We start from the raw sequence: 17,358 nt of genomic DNA on the forward strand, positions 1-17,358 counted from the left end.
AATCAGAAATTTTTTAAGAGGATTGTCAAAAAATCTTTTCTTTTGTTATAATCAAATTCAAGAGAAGTGGAGGAATGTAAGTATGATCAAAGTAGCAATTATCGGGTACGGGAACCTTGGACGCGGCGTTGAGCGTTCGATCAAACAAAATGAAGATATGGAATTAGTCGGAGTATTCACAAGAAGAGCACCTGAGACCGTTCAAACCGAAGGGGCAAAAGCTTATAAGATGGATGAATTGAACGGTAAAAAAGACGCTATCGATGTGTGTATTCTATGCGGTGGATCAGCAACAGATCTGCCAACACAAACACCGGAGTGGACAAAACAATTCAATACGATCGACAGCTTTGACACCCATGCGAAGATTCCAGAGCATTTTAAAAAAGTTGATCAAGCAGCAAAGGAAAATCAAACAACATCGATCATTTCTACTGGCTGGGATCCAGGTCTATTCAGCTTAAATCGCTTATATGCACAAAGTATTTTGCCTGTTGGTGAGACAAATACGTTTTGGGGCAAAGGAGTCAGTCAGGGACATTCAGATGCGCTCAGAAGAATCGAAGGTGTTAGTGATGCTGTTCAATATACGATCCCAAATAGCGAAGTGATCGCTAAACTTAAAGCTGGTGAAACATTGAATTTGACAACAAGAGATAAACATTTTAGAGAATGTTTTGTTGTGTTGGAAGAAGGCAGTGATGCAGAAAAAATCCGGGAAGAAATCATTTCGATGCCGAATTATTTTGCAGATTATGATACGGAAGTGCATTTTATTTCCCAAGCTGAATTGGATCAAGAGCATAAGGCAATGCCACATGGAGGTACTGTGTTACACACTGGAACAACGCATGAAGATACGAAGCAAGTCATTGAATACAATCTTCAACTAGAAAGTAATCCAGAATTTACAGCAAGCGTTTTGGTCGCTTATGCGAGAGCGTGTGTTCGTTTGGCTAAGGAGGAACAGTTCGGTGCATTTACTGTATTAGATATTCCGCCGAAATATTTGTCACCAAAAACAGATGAAGAATTAAGAAAAGAACTATTATAATAAGCAAAAAGACTTGCGTTTCAGCTATAACTGAAACGCAAGCTTTTTTGTTTATTTAGTCTTTAGCTATATCGGCTAAAATACGATAGACATGTTCGATATCTTCCTGTGTTCCGCGCAGCTCATAATCTGCCAAAAAAGGAAAATCAAATTTTTCTGCATACTGCTTAGCAGTCAAACAATACTGATGATTGAAATTTTTATTTCCACTACCGACAACTCCTAGACAATAACGATAATTATCATGATAATCTAAATATTCCCGCATCGTTTCTGTCAATATTTCGGTATCACCATTATCTACGCCGTTTCCACCATCCAAGTAAGTAGGAACGAAGGTGAAAAATGGTTCTGTCTCATTTTCGAACGTTGAATTTTCATGGATTTCCTGTACGTTGATTTGAACATTATGCTGAGTATCGGCATAATCAACGAGACGTTTTACAAAGGAACGGGTATTTCCCGAGATAGATATATATAAGATCTTCATCATTTAGCCCCTCCGCTTGTTAAATGTTTTACAAGTCTACTATAGTGAAAGGATAGCGAAATTACAATAGTTTTCTATTAATAATTGTCAGTTCTAATAGTTGTAAAGAATTGATCGTCTTCTTATAATAAGCATATAAAACTAGAAAAGAGGAACCTTCATGTCTTATAAAGTAGATTTTAAAAATGTATCGACAGTTGGCTTTGAAAGCTCACCAGCAGCTGAAGCATTAGCTGGTCTACGAGCAAATGAGGCGCGTTATTATTGGAATAAATACAAGCATGAATTTGTAACAGTACCTGCAAGTGAAGATCCAAAAACGCTAGCTTGGATCGAAAAAATTCTGGCAGAACGTGATTTGACGTTTCCGTATAAACCACTAGAAGTTTCAAATTTTGAAGTTGATGGAATCAAAATGGCTTATGTGTTTTACGAGAATGGTTTATCTGTCAACGTGATGTATACGTTAGAAGAAGGGGGAAAACGAGCTGTTGGATTCAAATTATCTGATGGAATCGATATCCCGGCTGAGTTTGAAGGGAAATTTAAATTTGCACGCCAAAAATCAAAGCTTGCGGGGACGATTCGCGGATCATTTTTTGTGATCAAAGGTGAATATTGAATAATTGAGGATAAGCATTATAAAAAAGTCTATAGTTAGTTTCTAAACGTTTTTTGTGTATCTTATAGCCAATGGAAATATGGCGAAATGGAAAGCTTTACATTTTTCGCTAGACATGATAGGCTTATTGTAGTGTCTAATAGATGCGAACTAAAAATTAAATAGAACCCATCACAAAGGGGAGCCTTGGCTGAGATTGAGTACCTACTCTAAACCCTTCGAACCTGTTCGTTAATACGAGCGTAGGAATTGTGATGGAGTAAATATATGCATTTTACTCCTCCTTTGTGAATTGGTTGTTCTAAAGGAGGAGTTTTTTTATGCAACGAAAAAAAGAATTACAAGTCTGGATCGAAGGAACGATCGTTGCGGCGATTGCCATGATTTTGTCTTTTATTCCAACGAATATCGGCAGCAGTTTTTCAATTTCTTTAGGGATGATTCCTGTGACTCTTTTTGCTTTAAGAAGAGGGGCGAAGGCTGGGTTTTTCTCAGCATTCATCTGGGGATTACTTCATTTTCCGTTAGCCCAAGTGTATTATTTGACCCCAGTTCAAGTGGTGATTGAATACATTTTGGCCTTTGGTTTCGCAGGATTTGCTGGCGTTTTTAGTGGGAAGCTACAGCAGTCGATCCAAAATGGGACATTTAAAAAGAGTGTGTCGATCATTTGTTATGCAACATTTTTAGGGACATTGATGCGTTATTTCTGGCATTTTATTGCCGGTGTGATTTTCTGGGGAAGCTTTGCATTGTGGGGAATGAACCCATGGCTGTTTTCATTTGTTATGAATGGCATCAGCGGTCTAGCAACAGCAGTTGTGACAGCTTTATTCTTGATTGCTCTGCTAAAAATCAATCCGAATTTATTTTTTCCAGGAAAACTAGTGAATGTTCTTCAGCAAAAAAAATAAAAAAGACTTGACCGATGTTTTAGTAGGTAAATTATGCTAACAGATCAACTCGTATTCTTTATTTTAGAGTAAATTCTGTCCATTAAAAAAGAAGAAAATTTTACTTGAATAATAGGAAAAAATGAGGCTGTAATATAACTAGCAATTAGTTATATTACAGCCTCTAAAATATTCGATGATAAAAAGATGCACTAATTTTGATTTTAAGTGTCGCGTACTTTTTGAGTCATCGTTTTTCATCTTATTTATTGGTTTACATTTGCATCCAAGTTGGTTCTAATGTATTGCCATCTAAGTCCTGTACCTCAAGACCATACATCTGATCTTCTGGTATGCCCATATCAACTTTATAAAAATCTCCACCGTTTGCTTTGGCTGTTTCACCAAATTTTTTTACAGCATCCGCACTTTCCATACTGAATGATACTAAGACACCGCTTGTCGTTCTGGCGTCTGCAATTGTTTTTTCTTTGATAAATTTACTGTAAAAGTCATGGTTCAACAGCATGATCCAAAAATTATCATCCCAAACCATTGAACTTGCTTCCTCATTAGAAAACTCTTCATTCTTTTTAAAACCTAATTTTTCATAAAATTCTGTCGCTCGTTTAACATCACTTACTGGAAAATTGACAAATACCATTGTAGCCATAGAAAATCAACCTCTCTTTTTTTATTTTTATACGACTAGAGCATCTCACGCAGCTACTTTTTTGTCAAAAATTAGCGTTCACTTTTCAAAAAAAGTTGTGTGACTGGCACTTAAATGGTAGAAACTGTTAAAATGAGTGGAGTGAATACTTAGATTGTCACCTAGATCTTTCGCTGCAGAAGCTAACATAGAGATTTAAAGTGATGGGTGATAGCGGTATGAAGAAAATAAACAGCATCAAAGCAATGAGCTGCTTTTAAATTAGGAGGAACGACTATCAATCAAAAAAGAACATTTATTACTGCGATCTTACTCTTATTACTTATTTTTGTTATCAGCTTGGGAGTGATTTTAGTCATGAATCAAAAAGAACAAAAGGAAACAAGTCAACGATCAGAAACAACTTTGGCGAGCAGTACAACAACTTCTTCAACACAAAAAAGAACTTCAGCTAAAACGCAAGATGAAGCAATCAAAAAGTTGATGGCTTCCATGAGTTTGGAAGAAAAAGTCGGTCAGTTATTCTTAGCTCGTGTGCCGGTTGAAGGTCAGATCGAGAGTATTCAACTGAATCATCTAGGCGGCTATTTACTTTTTGGGCGCGATGTAGAAATGGAGACGCCAGAGACACTAAAAGAAAAAATTGCTTCTTATCAAGAAGCAAGTAAAATTCCATTATTGATTGCCTCTGATGAGGAAGGGGGAACTGTTTCTCGTTTAAGTAGAGGAACTGATTTAGTTGCAGATGCTTTTCAGTCACCCCAAGAAATTTATCAAGCTTCAGGTCTAGCGGGAATTCGTAGGGATATTCAGCAAAAAGCCACTGTGTTACACTCTTACGGTATTCAAGCCGGCCTTTTCCCTGACGCTGATGTTGCTACTGATCCTCAAGCATTTATTTACGATCGGACGCTAGGATTAGATGCAGATAAAACAAGTGAGTATATAAAAACAAGCGTAGAAGAGTTGAAAAATCAAAAGCTTATTTCTACGTTGAAGCATTTTCCAGGTTATGGGAATAATCGAGATTCTCATGTCGAAATCGTTTATGATACAAGAACTTTAGCTGAATTACAAACGAGCGACTTTTTACCTTTTAAAGCAGGGATCTCGGCTGGTGCTGATAGTGTCTTAGTATCTCACAATATTGTAACAAGTATTGATGAAACAATGCCGGCATCTATTTCAAAACCAGTCCATGATTTATTGCGTAATGAGTTAGGGTTTCAGGGCGTGATCATGACAGATGATATGGATATGGCGGGATTAGCCGAATTTATTCCCCAGGAAGAAGCAGGTTTGGCTGCACTGCAAGCCGGCAATGACTTGATTCTATCTTCCTCCTTTCAAGAACAGATTCCCTATGTGCTGCAAGGAATCGAACAAGGAGTCTATACAACAGAGGCATTGGATCAATCTGTGTATCGTGTGTTAAAAATGAAAATGGACATAGGCTTGATAAATCGGTAGATGTCTAGTTTTAAACAGTTGAAAAAACAGCCAACTGATAGAGTAAATTTTCAGCTGGCTGTTTCATTTATATCAAGTTAGGATTCATCTTTTGATAGTTGGCTAATTTATAGGCAAGGTTCTTTTCATAATCTTGATTAAAAAAGCTAAGGTAGAGACAATCAAAGATATACATCAAGGACATGCGAGTGGAAAAAGAAGAAATCTTGTTATAATGGTTCTCCAAGGATGAAAAAAGAAAGACGCCATCAACTTTTGTTTTAAGTAAAGGGCTATTTTTAGAGGTGATCAATAGTACTTTACTTTGATTCTTTTTTAAGGTATCTAAGATTTTTTTGACACTGGAACCTCGTCCTTCATATGAAACAACGATCGCCAGATGGTCTGGTGTACTATTCGCTGCACTCAGGTTTTGTGTGTAATCATCGATGGGGACATTGATTCGTTTCCCGATTTCCTGCAGTTGAAATTGAAAGTTTTGAGCAAAATATATATTTGCGGAAGAAGCATAAACATCGATATATTTCGCTTGTTTCAATAAATCACTATTTGCTGCCATTTGATCAAAATTGTTTGTATCGATGGTGGATTGTACTGTTTGTTCGTATACTGTTTTCAATTTTGTCGTCATTGCATAGAGATTGTCTTCGGCAGAAATAGGATAGTCTATATCGATGATCGGTGTCGTTCGGTGCTCATTTAAATCATTGACTAAGGCGAGTTTAAGATCATTCAGACCATCAAGCTCAAGCTTATTGATCAAACGATAAATGGTTGAAATCGACACGTAAGAATGTTCTGCCAACTCTTGTGGAGAAAAGTGGATCACCTCATCCGGCGTTTCTAAAATGTAATCAACGAGAGTTTGTTCACTAGCAGTTAAAGAATCTAAGCTTTTTAATTTAAAAAATAGGCTCATTATATCAGTTACCTTTCAATGATGTTCGTGTTACTAAATTCAGTATACCTGATAATGACCATTTATGTAAAAAAGAGTGTCGAACCAAGCATTATTTCTACGTTTGGTTCGACACTCAAAAGTTGAATAAATGATGAAAACTGAAACGGCTGTTTTAAAGTAACTCTGCCAACGCTTTTGCAATTCCATCTTCGTTGTTAGTCGCTGTAACTTTGTTCGCTGCACTTTTTAATTCATCTACCGCATTGCCCATTGCAATACCGATTCCAGCGTAATTGATGAGCGACAAATCATTATGTCCGTCACCAAATGAAACAATATGCTCTTGCTGGATTCCTAAAGGCTTAAGCGATTGCTCCAGAGCATGAGCTTTGTCGATCCCCTGATTAGTAAACTCGAAATACATTGGAGCAGAAAAGACGCCACTCACTGTATCTTTAAAAGGGGCTAAAATGTTTTCAGCATGTTTTTGTAAATATTCTGGTTGAGCAGCCACTAAAATTTTGTGTAATGGAAATTCAACAAAAGCAGCTAAATCTGTTTTTTCGCATAACTGGAAGTTCCCGCCGCGAGATTCATACTCAATGATATTGAACTGTTTACCCATAGCGCCAAGATCAAGGATACCATCGTAAACATCGTTCACATACATATAGTCACCGTGAGCAATCATTGGTTTCACATCAAACTGTTTTAAATGTTCTAAAATAGCTTTTGCTGTTTCAGTAGAAAGAGGTTGACTGAACAGTTCTTCTTGCGTGCAAACGTCTAAAACATGTGCGCCATTATATGAAACAAGCAGCCCATTATATTGATCCAATTTCAATTCTTCAACGTATTTTAACATACCGGGAGTTGGTCTGCCGGAAGCCAATACGACTTTGATCCCGTTTTTTTGTGCATCGATCAGGGCCTCTCGTGTATTTTTTGATACTTCTTTTTTATCATTTAACAAAGTACCATCGATATCTAATACAATTGCTTTAATAGTCATGTTCGTTTCTCCTCACTATACAGTTAATTCCAATCGATTTCCTTCTGGATCAGCAATCACTGATTCATAATAGCCGTCACCAGTTGTTCGGCAGGGGCTTAACAATTCATAGCCCTCCAGCACTAAAACGTTCGTCAGCGCATCAACGCTTTGTTTACTACCTAAAGAAATCGCTAAATGGGCAAAGCCTAAGCTTTCACTGGTGCCAGTGCTATTTGTAACATCTTCACGCTGCATGATCTCTAATCTAGCACCATCTTCAAAAGTCAAAAAATAAGAATGAAAACTTGTTTTAGTATTATGATAAAGCTCCGATGATGTTACATTGAAATACGTCTGATAAAAGGTTCGCATGGCTTCTAAGTCACGAACCCATAATCCAATATGTTCTATTTTCAAAATAATCCCTCCGTTTGCAAATGTTTACACTCTCAGTATAAAACAAAACCATCACATAAAGTATGGGACTAGAAAGATTGATAGAATCTTTTCAAAAGTATAATGAAAGTAAGTTTTTTTCTGAAAAAAAAGTATCAGAGCTATTTACTTTATCCATCCGTAAAAGGCAGTTCTTGACAAGTAATATTTCCTCATGCTATATTGAAAACAATAAAAACGAAGAGAGGGATCCGTGCATTGAAAAATTAAGTCAATTTGTTGAAGCTGCATTCAGACTGTATCTTGAAGTGTTTCAAGGGAGCAGTGTGCAGATTTTCAGGATTGGCGATGATTTTTCAGTGTACGGGTCTTTTTGTGTACAGATAAATGAGTAAGCCAGTTCTGAAAAGTGTCGAAGGTGTTTAAAGCAGCCTTCCGCTTTTTTTAACGAGGTGATAGTATGTCAAAAATTGAAATCAAACAACTAACGTTTGGATATGATAATCAAGGAACACTCTTATTTGACCAAGCAAATCTAAATTTCGATACCAGCTGGAAATTAGGTCTAATTGGAAGAAATGGGCGGGGAAAAACGACGCTCCTAAATATTTTACAGAACAAGCTAAGCTATAGCGGACAAATCAACCATCAATTAGAATTTTTGTACTTCCCGCAGCCGATCAAGGATAAAAAACAGCTGACTTTTTATGTTTTACAGGAGATCAGTGATTTTGAACAATGGGAAATCGAACGTGAGTTGAATCTTTTGAACGTCGATCCGCAAATTTTATGGCGTGAGTTTGAAACATTATCTGGTGGGGAGCAGACGAAAGTGCTGCTGGCTTTATTATTCATTGATGATCAGTATTTTCCGCTGATCGATGAACCGACTAATCATTTAGATATCGCAGGTCGCAAGCAAGTAGCAGAATACTTGAAAAAGAAACGTCAGGGATTTATCGTTGTTAGTCATGATCGATCTTTTGTAGACGACGTCGTTGATCATGTATTATCGATCGAGAAGAGTCAGCTGGAATTATATCAAGGAAATTTTTCTGTTTATGAGGAACAAAAGAAGATAAAAGATGAGTTTGAGCTAGCGCAAAATGAAAAGCTAAAAAAAGAAGTCACTCGTCTCCGAAAAACAGCTGCTGAAAAAGCTGAATGGTCTCGATCGAAAGAACAAGATAAGTATGGAAAAGCTTCTGAAAAAGGTAGTGGAGCAATTTACGATACAGGTTTTATTGGTGCTCGGGCAGCACGTACGATGAAACGATCAAAATCGATCGAGAGTAGGATGGAAACACAGCTCGCTGAAAAAGAAAGCTTATTGAAAGATATCGAGTATATCGATCCATTGACCATGAACTATCAACCTGGACATAATAAGCGCCTATTGACAGTTGAACACTTAGCTTTAAGCTATCAAGGTGAGCCTCTGTTTCAACCTGTTTCTTTCACTTTAAGTCAAGGAGATCGACTTGCATTGACTGGTGCAAACGGCTCAGGAAAATCATCGATCATTCGTTTATTACTGAATCAGTTCGAAGGAGAAAGTTCAGGAGAAATCAATCGTCCTGAAAAATTGAACATCAGCTATGTCCGCCAAAATTATGAGGATAATCGAGGAACATTGACGGAGTTCTCAGAAACACAAGGACTAAATCACCAGGAATTTCTCAATAATTTGCATAAACTCGGGATGGAAAGAGACGTTTTTCATAATCGGATCGAGCAAATGAGTATGGGGCAACGTAAAAAAGTTGAACTGGCAAAATCTTTGGCGATGCCAGCAGAATTTTATATTTGGGATGAACCTTTGAATTATTTGGATATATTTAATCAAGAGCAGTTAGAACAATTGATTTTATCCGTCAAGCCAACCATGCTTTTAGTAGAGCATGATCAAGCTTTTTTAGAAAAAATTGCCACACAGATTATACCGTTAGTCAAAGCATGATCTAGGCTATTGATGATTTAAATGTAGAGTACGGAATAAAAGAGCACTTTCTTTTATTCCGTGACGAAACGGGAGAGCACAAATTCATTCTTTCTTATGATGATCATGGATGTTTAGATCACATTTATGATGAAAATTGGGAAACGATGGAAGATGGGAAGAAAAAAATGTTATATGAAAACGCTGAAGAAGAAATCGGTGTATTTTAGCTGAAAGGAAGTGGATTTGTACAATGAAAGTATTGGTAACTGGGTTCGATCCGTTTGGAGGAGAATCAAGAAATCCTTCATATGAAGCTGTAAAACTCTTACCGGATAGAATTGCTGGAGCGACGATAGTCAAAGCTGAAATTCCCACTGAATTTGAAAAAAGTAGTGTTATTTTGAAGAGACTTCTCGAAGAAATGGAGCCTGATATCGTCATTTGTGTTGGGCAAGCTGGTGGACGTAGTGCCATTTCTTTTGAGCGTGTAGCGATCAATCTGGCCGAAGCAAGAATTCCAGATAATAAAGGAAATCAGCCGATAGGTGCTAAACTAGAGCTAGATGGAGAAACGGCCTACTTTACGAACCTACCGATCAAAGCAATGAGAAAAAATGTAGTAGCTCATGAGTTACCTGCAGATATTTCATATACGGCAGGTACTTTTGTCTGTAACGCAGTGATGTATCGATTATTATATCTGATCGATCGAGAATATCCCGATGTACGAGGTGGCTTTATCCATGTTCCTTTTGAGCCTGGACAGGTACTGGATCGGGCACCTGGAACTGCTTGTTTACCACTTCCAACTATTTGTGACAGTCTTTATTATGCTATTGAAGCGTGTGTAACGAATCCGTTTGATAGTGAAGAAAATGCTGGAACACTTCAATGATCAAAAGCCAATCCTAGTGCAGATATCTGACTGGGATTGGTTTTTGATCAGTTATAAAAGGTGAGTTTTATTTTACTGATAATGATTCTCATTATCATACGCTTGTGTTATACTAACTCAATAAGGAAAGGAGTGGATCAAGGATTCTTTAGACGGGCTATCCATCCTTTCAAACGTAACAGACAATCAGCTATTTTTTTAACTGATCTGTTGGCTAAAGGACGATATCAACTTAAAATAAACAGTCCTGTCTATGGGCAGTTATTATTTTTATCTATAGTAAAACAAGAAGGGCCGGAAAAATGAAAAAATTAAAAATTCAAGATTTTATTTCAATTGGTATTTATACTGCTATTTATTTTTTGATTGTATCGATCGCCTTGGCGATCCTAACATTCACGATTCCTACATTTAACAACGTTTTGATTCCTAGTGCGACTGCTTTGTTCGCTGGAATCGTCTATTTATTAGTGATCCAGCGTATTCCTCGATTCGGTGCGATTACAATCATGGGGAGTGTGATGGGATTATTTTTCCTGATATCTGGACATTTTCCTTTATCATTCTTACCAAGTATTATTTGTGCAGTCGCTGCAGATTTGCTGCAATATAAAACGAGATTACCACAAAAAGCTCGGACGGTGATCAGTTATACTGTTTTTAGTTTTGGATTGATGGGTCCTGTGCTGCCATTGTGGTTTATGAAAAATGCATACATCGATGCATTGATTGCTCGCGGCAAAGATTCAGTGTACATCGAAAAAGTCTTTACACCGATCACGACGGGCATGTTTTATTTTTGTACAATCGCTGTTATTGTTTGTAGTGTTTTAGGTATATTGATTGGACAAAAAATCTATGTGAAACATTTTGATAAAACCAAAGGGAAGAATTATGAGCAAAGTATGCGTAACGTTTGATCCTAGAAGTAAGTTATGTACGATTTTATTTGCAAGCTTTTTGCTGATGTTCCCTTTACCATTTGTTGCTGAAATACTTTTTGTGAGCTTGTTATATGGACTGTTTATTTTAAATGGTGCATTTAAAAAAGGAACGATTTTCTATGCGATTTTCTGGTTGTTCATTCTTGGTGATCATTTGTTATTTCCCTACATAGATAATGGAGCGGCAGCTTTTTTTGATTTTATTTTGGTTGGGAATCGTCGTTTATTACCGACGGTTATGGCAGCAGCTTTTGCAATGAATCAGACAAAAATCAGTGAATGGATCGCAGCATTAAAAAAATGCCGTATACCTTTTGGCTTGATCGTTCCTTTAACGGTGCTATTCCGCTTTTTCCCAACTTTTTTTCAAGATTTTAAAAGTATCCGAAATGCCATGAAGTATCGGGGGATCGCTGTCTCGACAGTAGATTTATTTATGCATCCTTTTCAAACAATGGAATACATCATTGTTCCCGTACTGATGTCAGCAGAAAATACGTCATTGGATTTATCAGCAGCTGCGCTAGCTCGAGGATTGGCTAACCCAACAGCTCATACAAGTGTTTATGAGATTCGTTTAAAAATACAGGACTATGTATTGATCGGCCTGATTATTCTAGGTATGTTGTTTGGGAGGAAGATTGGATGATCGACTTAAAAAAGATGACATTTGCTTATGAGGATAAAGAGACGGTGATCAAGAGCATCGATCTATCTGTTCAGCCTGGTGAATTTATTGTTTTATGTGGAAAAAGCGGTTGTGGAAAATCGACACTGCTTAGACTGTTGAATGGCTTGATACCGGAATTATATACGGGAGATCTGACAGGAGAAGGAACGATTTTAGGACACGACTTTTTAACAAAAGAATTTAACCAGTATGTTCGTGATATCGGTACGGTTTTTCAAAATCCAAAAACACAATTTTTTACAAATGATGTTTATTCAGAATTAGCATTTGCTATGGAGAATTATGGTATACCTAGGACAGAAATTATTGAAAGGATCAATGAAATCACAGAATTATTTTCGTTGACACCATTTTTAGATAGAAGCATGTTTCATTTATCTGGAGGGCAGAAACAGTTGATTGCTTTTGCTTCTGCAAGTATGTTGGAACATCGCTTATTCTTATTAGATGAGCCTTCAAGTAACTTAGATGGTGAAACAGTTGAAAAACTGAAAGAGTATTTGCAAATCTTCAAGAATTTAGGAATGACGATCATAGTTTCTGAACATCGTTTGTACTATTTAAAAGAGCTTGTAGATCGCTATATACTTATGGATGAAGGGGAGATCGTTGCACAATATACACGACAAGAAATGAATGAAAAATCACCTGATGAGATAGGTCAGTTAGGATTGCGTTCGCTTAAGCAAACGACTTTTATAAAAAAAGAATCACAGAAAGTTTCAAGAGAACATGTACTAACTTGTCAAAATTTGGATTTTTATTATCGAAGAAGCGGATCAGTTTCTGTAAGAATCCCTGATTTAGAGCTAGCTAGTTCATCTGTAACAGGTATCATTGGTCATAATGGTGCAGGAAAATCTACCTTTTCGAAACTTATATCAGGTCTCATTAAGCCGCGTTCTGGGAAAATCCTATTGAACCAAAAAACAATGACGCCTAAAGAGCTGATCAAAGAAAGTTTTGTTGTCATGCAGGATGTGAATTTACAGCTATTTTTTGAAACTGTAGAAAAAGAAATTTGTCTACATGCAAAAGAAAGTGAAGAAATCGATCAAATCATCGCGATGCTTCATTTAGAACCGCTGCTTTTTCGCCATCCTCAAACCTTATCAGGTGGAGAAAAACAACGGGTTGCGATTGCCAGTGCTGTTTTATCTGGAAAGAAAATTATTATTTTTGATGAGCCTACAAGTGGACTTGATTTGATGCATATGGAAGAAGTTGCCGCAACAATACGTTGGTTGAAGGAGCGAGATATTTTGGTTTTGATCATTTCACATGATAAAGAATTTCTTAGCCAAACATGCCAGCGAATCGTGCATTTTGATCAAGGAGAAATCATCGATGACTATTTTATTGAAAATACAGAGATCGATCATGGAGGGAAATAAATGTATATTGTAACGAATACGATCCAGGCAGAAACAGAACATTCCCAGCGAATTATTCAGCAGTTTACTGCAGGTCATACGAAAGAAAGCATGGAAGCAGTTGAAGGATTTTTAAATTTTCAGTTGATGTATCGAGTGTTGCCAGAAACTCCAGAAATCACAGAATTAGTTGTACTAAGTCGCTGGGTATCAAAGGAGCACCAAAAAAATTGGGTAAAAAGTCAGTCTTTTAAACAAATGCATCAAAGAAATTCAGAAAAGAAAGAGTCGAGAGAAAAGTCAAAATCCTCTGGGATTATTTCTAGCACGATTGCCGAATATGAAGTGTTGACATGAGGAAAACTAGTTAAACCAGAAGCATAGAGCTTTGAGAATAAAGACCTTGATGTTGATACTTAGAGAGATGATTAAAACAAAGTTAAGTCATTTCTACTTCTACGTTTACTCATTGCTAAAAGACCATGCCGTAACTTATAGAGTTATGTCATGGCCTTTTTTGTATCTGTTCAATATGAATGACATTGGAATAATTTTATAAAAAAATTCAAAAAATAGATTATCGGAATTGTTTTTTCAGTTTGATTCGGATTTCGTCTAAGTGCCGTTCGTTGTACGTACAATTATCTGATTTTTGTGAAATCGTTTGCCGTTGTGATTTAGGTTACTTAAAGGAAATCTTTTTAACTATCTATACAGATCGATCCTAAACAGAGCAAGCAAGATAAATAGAAATAGCTATAAAACAATGGAGAATTGTTGAACATCAAGGGAAAAACGTTTATGCTTATGAAGTAGATGACGTAGAGAACTACGTATTGATGGATGATAAGATCTATCAGAATACGATAAAGCAACTTCTTAAAAAAAATCTTTTTAACGGCGAATGATCAGGCAGAGAAAGAAGTTCTCTAACAGATGCTCATTCAAGCAAAAGACGATCCCAAGTTGATGCTTGAAAGAATCAATCAATGCTCCAAGCCAATGGGCTCATGAATGGTTCTCATAGGCAAATATGATGTTTTACGAGTTAGTGTTAGATACATTAAAAATAGGTAATTAGGAGACGGGTAGATGAAAAAATTTCCAAAACATTTTTTATGGGGAGCAGCGACCTCAGCTCCGCAGTCAGAAGGTCACAGCTCATTAAACGGAAAAAGTCCTTCGACATGGGACAAGTGGTATGAATTAGCACCGGAAAAATTCCAAAAAGACCAAGGGCCTGAACACACAACAAATATGTACGAGCTTTATAAAGAAGACGTGAAGCGGATGAAAGACATTCATATGAACTCCTTTCGGACGTCTATTGCTTGGACTCGTTTATTACCAGATGGAAAAACCATCAATCAAGAAGCAGTCGAATTTTATCGTTCCTACTTTGAGGAACTTCGTGTCAATGGGGTAAAACCGATCATCAATTTATTTCACTTTGATATGCCTTGGTGGCTGATGGAAAAAGGTGGATGGGAAGTACGTGAATCTGTAGATGCATTTGCGTTTTATGCAAAGACCTGTTTTGATCTGTTTGGCGATCTAGTTGAGTATTGGACGACTTTCAATGAGCCCATGGTTCATGTCGAATGTGGTTATTTGTATGGCTACCATTATCCGGCAGTCAATGATTTTAAAAAAGCAGTTCAAGTAGGCTATCATACGTTGATGGCACATACTATGGCTGTAAAAATGTTTAGAAATGGCAACTATCCAGGTGAAATCGGTATTATTTTGAATGTTTCTCCTTGTTATCCAAGAAGTGAGTCTGTAGAAGATAGACAGGCCGCGGAAATCGCAGATTTATTGAACACGAAAAGCTTTTTAGACCCAGCTGTTTTAGGAACGATTCCAAAGAAACTGATCGATTGTTTGGCTGAGAGCCAGTTACTTCCAGTTACGGCAAAAACAGATTTAATAGAAATTGAACAAAATACAGTCGACTTTATTGGTATGAACTACTATCAGCCGCGCCGTGTTAAAGCACCCGAACGGGTCAATCATCCGACAAGCTCACCAGAAGATTTCTACGCTCATTACGACTGGCCAAATAAAAAAATCAATCCTTACCGCGGTTGGGAAATTTATCCAGAAGCGCTTTATGACGTGGCAATGATGATCAAAAATGAATACAAAAATATTCCTTGGTATGTTTCTGAAAACGGTATGGGCGTCGCTGATGAAGAACGATTTATGGATGAAACAGGGATGATTCAGGATGATTATCGTATCGAATTTATGGAAGAACATTTGGAACAGCTTTATAAAGGGATCGAGGCAGGAAGTAATTGCTTTGGCTATCATTCATGGACATTCATCGATTGTTGGTCATGGTTGAATGGTTATAAAAATAGATATGGTTTTTATCAGTTAGATTTAGAAACGGATCAGCGCAGATTGAAAAAAAGCGGACATTGGTTTAAAGAACTGATCGATCATAATGGGCTAAAATAATACCAGTATACTAAACTAAAAAAATCTCAATGGCTGTTTATTTTTTACTAGAATGAAAGGAGGAAAAGTGATGCATCGAGGTAGCTGCTCAATACAGTTATGAACTGATAGAGATTGTATTGAGCTAAATTTTATCTATCAGAAAAATAACTGTATTGATCTTACTGTATAACGATTAAGTAAGGGAGAAGCGGTTATGAAAAAAGAAAAACAAAAGAAATATTGGCAATCACTTGAACAGGAGAATATTCTCGGATGGGATTTTTCTTATATGGAGAATCGGTGGAACGTGGAAGAGTTACCTTGGTCTTATGATGATCTTGTTCATAAATATTTAAAAGAATCAATGTTTCTATTAGATATGGGAACAGGAGGAGGGGAACGATTATTGACTTTTGGTCACCCCTATAAGCGAACAAGTGTAACGGAAGGGTGGCTGCCTAACTATGAGCGACTTCAAAAGGTACTGAAGCCTTTGGGAATTACAATCGTTTATGTTGATGAAACAGATCGTTTAGATTTTCCAGATGATTCATTCGACATCGTTTTAAATAGTCATGAGTCCTATGATCCAAGAGAGGTTAGACGTGTTCTGAGATCGGGTGGATTATTTATCACTCAACAGGTTGGAGAAAAAAATGGGCTTATTCTTTCAGAAAAAATGAAGATGGTTGAGCAAAGAGATCATAGAAAGTGGTCATTAAATGTTGCTGGAGAAGGACTAAAAAAAGCAAATTTTAGCTTGATTTTCAGTCAAGAATTTTTTCCTTATCAAAAATTTTATGATGTGGAAGGACTGATTTACTACATGAAAAGAATTCCTTGGGAGTACCCCAATTTTTCGGTATCGGTCCATTTTGATGAGTTACTAAGGCTGCAAAACGAATTATCACTAAATGGTGAAGTCAAAAATCTTCAACATCGTTTTATTTTGATCGCTAAACTAGAGAAATAAGTAAAAAAAGTAGGAGCGCTTATCAGCAGTTCCTACTTTTTTTACTTATTATTTATTTAACTACTAAAACATTACAAGGTGCATACTGTACAACATAGCTTGTAGTAGTACCGAGTTGATTTGCCTGAATCTGTCCTTTTCCTGTTGCTCCGACTACGATTAAATCAATGGATTGGTTGGTGGGAACGATTGTTGCGATCGTTTCTTTAGGATTTCCGATTTCAACAAGAGGAATCACATCATGGACCTCTTGTTGTGTGGCATAATAGATATTTTTCAATAATTCTTTTTCGATCGCTTCTTTCTCTTCAGCTAAAACTTTTGAATATGCATAAGAGCTGTGGCTGATTGCATTTTCATCAACGACAGAAAGCAAGTATAAGGTGGCATTTTTTTCTTTAGCGATTGCAACTGCATGCTGCAATGCTAACTCAGCATTTTTTGATCCATCAACAGCAACTAAAATATTTTTGTAGTCATTGATCATTTTACTCATCACCTTTCTTTATCTATCTTAATTATATCATGTTCTGTACAGGACTTTAAATAATTGCACAAAATAAAAAGATAAGAAAATCAGGAACTTCCCAAAATTCTTA

General features: G+C 36.7%; 18 protein-coding genes and 1 riboswitch. Of the genes, 12 read left to right on the forward strand and 6 right to left on the reverse strand.

The window, feature by feature from the left end; genetic code table 11:
• Window positions 1-82: 82 nt before the first annotated feature.
• Entirely contained in the window at window positions 83-1,054 is a 972-nt protein-coding gene (locus tag A5889_RS00315; RefSeq protein WP_087639892.1) for a diaminopimelate dehydrogenase, read from the forward strand.
• 55 nt (window positions 1,055-1,109) lie between these two features.
• Here A5889_RS00315 and nrdI read toward each other — a convergent pair whose 3' ends face one another.
• Complete coding sequence (gene nrdI / locus A5889_RS00320; RefSeq protein WP_087640418.1) at window positions 1,110-1,544, reverse strand: class Ib ribonucleoside-diphosphate reductase assembly flavoprotein NrdI; 435 nt, start codon at window positions 1,542-1,544, stop codon at window positions 1,110-1,112.
• A gap of 160 nt (window positions 1,545-1,704) precedes the next feature.
• Between nrdI and A5889_RS00325 the strand changes: the two genes are divergently transcribed.
• Together A5889_RS00325 and thiT are read left to right on the forward strand one after the other, a co-directional pair.
• Window positions 1,705-2,166 carry a phage tail protein gene (locus A5889_RS00325; RefSeq protein WP_087639893.1) on the forward strand — a complete coding sequence of 154 codons (462 nt, stop codon included), beginning with the start codon at window positions 1,705-1,707 and terminating at the stop codon, window positions 2,164-2,166.
• Between the two features lie 167 nt (window positions 2,167-2,333).
• Window positions 2,334-2,432, forward strand: a riboswitch (TPP riboswitch).
• Window positions 2,433-2,486: 54 nt separating this feature from the next.
• Complete coding sequence (gene thiT, locus A5889_RS00330) at window positions 2,487-3,080, forward strand: energy-coupled thiamine transporter ThiT (protein WP_087639894.1); 594 nt, start codon at window positions 2,487-2,489, stop codon at window positions 3,078-3,080.
• 253 nt (window positions 3,081-3,333) lie between these two features.
• Here the strand turns inward: thiT and A5889_RS00335 are convergent, their stop codons facing one another.
• A complete protein-coding gene (locus tag A5889_RS00335) occupies window positions 3,334-3,732 on the reverse strand; it encodes a VOC family protein (protein ID WP_087639895.1) in 399 nt (132 codons plus the stop codon).
• Between the two features lie 357 nt (window positions 3,733-4,089).
• Between A5889_RS00335 and A5889_RS00340 the strand changes: the two genes are divergently transcribed.
• Window positions 4,090-5,202: a glycoside hydrolase family 3 protein gene (locus tag A5889_RS00340; protein WP_087639896.1), complete on the forward strand. Its 1,113-nt coding sequence runs from the start codon at window positions 4,090-4,092 to the stop codon at window positions 5,200-5,202.
• Window positions 5,203-5,269: 67 nt separating this feature from the next.
• Here the strand turns inward: A5889_RS00340 and A5889_RS00345 are convergent, their stop codons facing one another.
• The 3 genes from A5889_RS00345 to A5889_RS00355 all read right to left on the reverse strand — a co-directional run bounded on the left by A5889_RS00345 (window position 5,270) and on the right by A5889_RS00355 (window position 7,514).
• A complete protein-coding gene (locus tag A5889_RS00345; protein WP_087639897.1) occupies window positions 5,270-6,121 on the reverse strand; it encodes a MurR/RpiR family transcriptional regulator in 852 nt (283 codons plus the stop codon).
• 154 nt (window positions 6,122-6,275) lie between these two features.
• Window positions 6,276-7,115: a Cof-type HAD-IIB family hydrolase gene (locus A5889_RS00350; protein ID WP_087639898.1), complete on the reverse strand. Its 840-nt coding sequence runs from the start codon at window positions 7,113-7,115 to the stop codon at window positions 6,276-6,278.
• A 15-nt stretch (window positions 7,116-7,130) separates the two neighbouring features.
• The gene (locus tag A5889_RS00355) at window positions 7,131-7,514 is read right to left on the reverse strand and encodes a VOC family protein (RefSeq protein ID WP_176372767.1); all 384 of its coding nucleotides are present in this window, start codon (window positions 7,512-7,514) and stop codon (window positions 7,131-7,133) included.
• Window positions 7,515-7,953: 439 nt separating this feature from the next.
• On the opposite strand from A5889_RS00355, the gene A5889_RS00360 reads away from it, so the two are divergent.
• The 8 genes from A5889_RS00360 to A5889_RS00395 all read left to right on the forward strand — a co-directional run bounded on the left by A5889_RS00360 (window position 7,954) and on the right by A5889_RS00395 (window position 16,759).
• Window positions 7,954-9,453, forward strand: coding sequence for an Lsa family ABC-F type ribosomal protection protein (locus A5889_RS00360; RefSeq protein WP_087639901.1), 1,500 nt, complete (start codon window positions 7,954-7,956; stop codon window positions 9,451-9,453).
• A gap of 232 nt (window positions 9,454-9,685) precedes the next feature.
• Entirely contained in the window at window positions 9,686-10,330 is a 645-nt protein-coding gene (gene pcp / locus A5889_RS00365; protein WP_087639902.1) for a pyroglutamyl-peptidase I, read from the forward strand.
• Between the two features lie 302 nt (window positions 10,331-10,632).
• Entirely contained in the window at window positions 10,633-11,250 is a 618-nt protein-coding gene (locus A5889_RS00370; protein WP_087639903.1) for an MptD family putative ECF transporter S component, read from the forward strand.
• Window positions 11,225-11,923: an energy-coupling factor transporter transmembrane component T gene (locus A5889_RS00375; RefSeq protein WP_087639904.1), complete on the forward strand. Its 699-nt coding sequence runs from the start codon at window positions 11,225-11,227 to the stop codon at window positions 11,921-11,923. The genes A5889_RS00370 and A5889_RS00375 overlap by 26 nt, the downstream gene beginning before the upstream one ends.
• Window positions 11,920-13,359 (forward strand): ABC transporter ATP-binding protein, encoded by a 1,440-nt coding sequence (locus A5889_RS00380; protein WP_087639905.1) that lies wholly within the window; start codon window positions 11,920-11,922, stop codon window positions 13,357-13,359. The genes A5889_RS00375 and A5889_RS00380 overlap by 4 nt, the downstream gene beginning before the upstream one ends.
• Window positions 13,360-13,695: an antibiotic biosynthesis monooxygenase gene (locus A5889_RS00385; protein WP_087639906.1), complete on the forward strand. Its 336-nt coding sequence runs from the start codon at window positions 13,360-13,362 to the stop codon at window positions 13,693-13,695.
• A gap of 735 nt (window positions 13,696-14,430) precedes the next feature.
• Window positions 14,431-15,804 (forward strand): glycoside hydrolase family 1 protein, encoded by a 1,374-nt coding sequence (locus A5889_RS00390; RefSeq protein WP_087639907.1) that lies wholly within the window; start codon window positions 14,431-14,433, stop codon window positions 15,802-15,804.
• A gap of 196 nt (window positions 15,805-16,000) precedes the next feature.
• Window positions 16,001-16,759, forward strand: a complete 759-nt coding sequence (locus A5889_RS00395) for a methyltransferase domain-containing protein (RefSeq protein WP_087639908.1) — start codon at window positions 16,001-16,003, stop codon at window positions 16,757-16,759.
• Between the two features lie 52 nt (window positions 16,760-16,811).
• Here A5889_RS00395 and A5889_RS00400 read toward each other — a convergent pair whose 3' ends face one another.
• The gene (locus A5889_RS00400) at window positions 16,812-17,246 is read right to left on the reverse strand and encodes a universal stress protein (RefSeq protein WP_087639909.1); all 435 of its coding nucleotides are present in this window, start codon (window positions 17,244-17,246) and stop codon (window positions 16,812-16,814) included.
• Window positions 17,247-17,358 lie beyond the last annotated feature (112 nt).

Source organism: Enterococcus sp. 9D6_DIV0238 (assembly GCF_002174455.2).
Classification (GTDB): Bacteria; Bacillota; Bacilli; order Lactobacillales; family Enterococcaceae; genus Enterococcus_L; species Enterococcus_L dunnyi.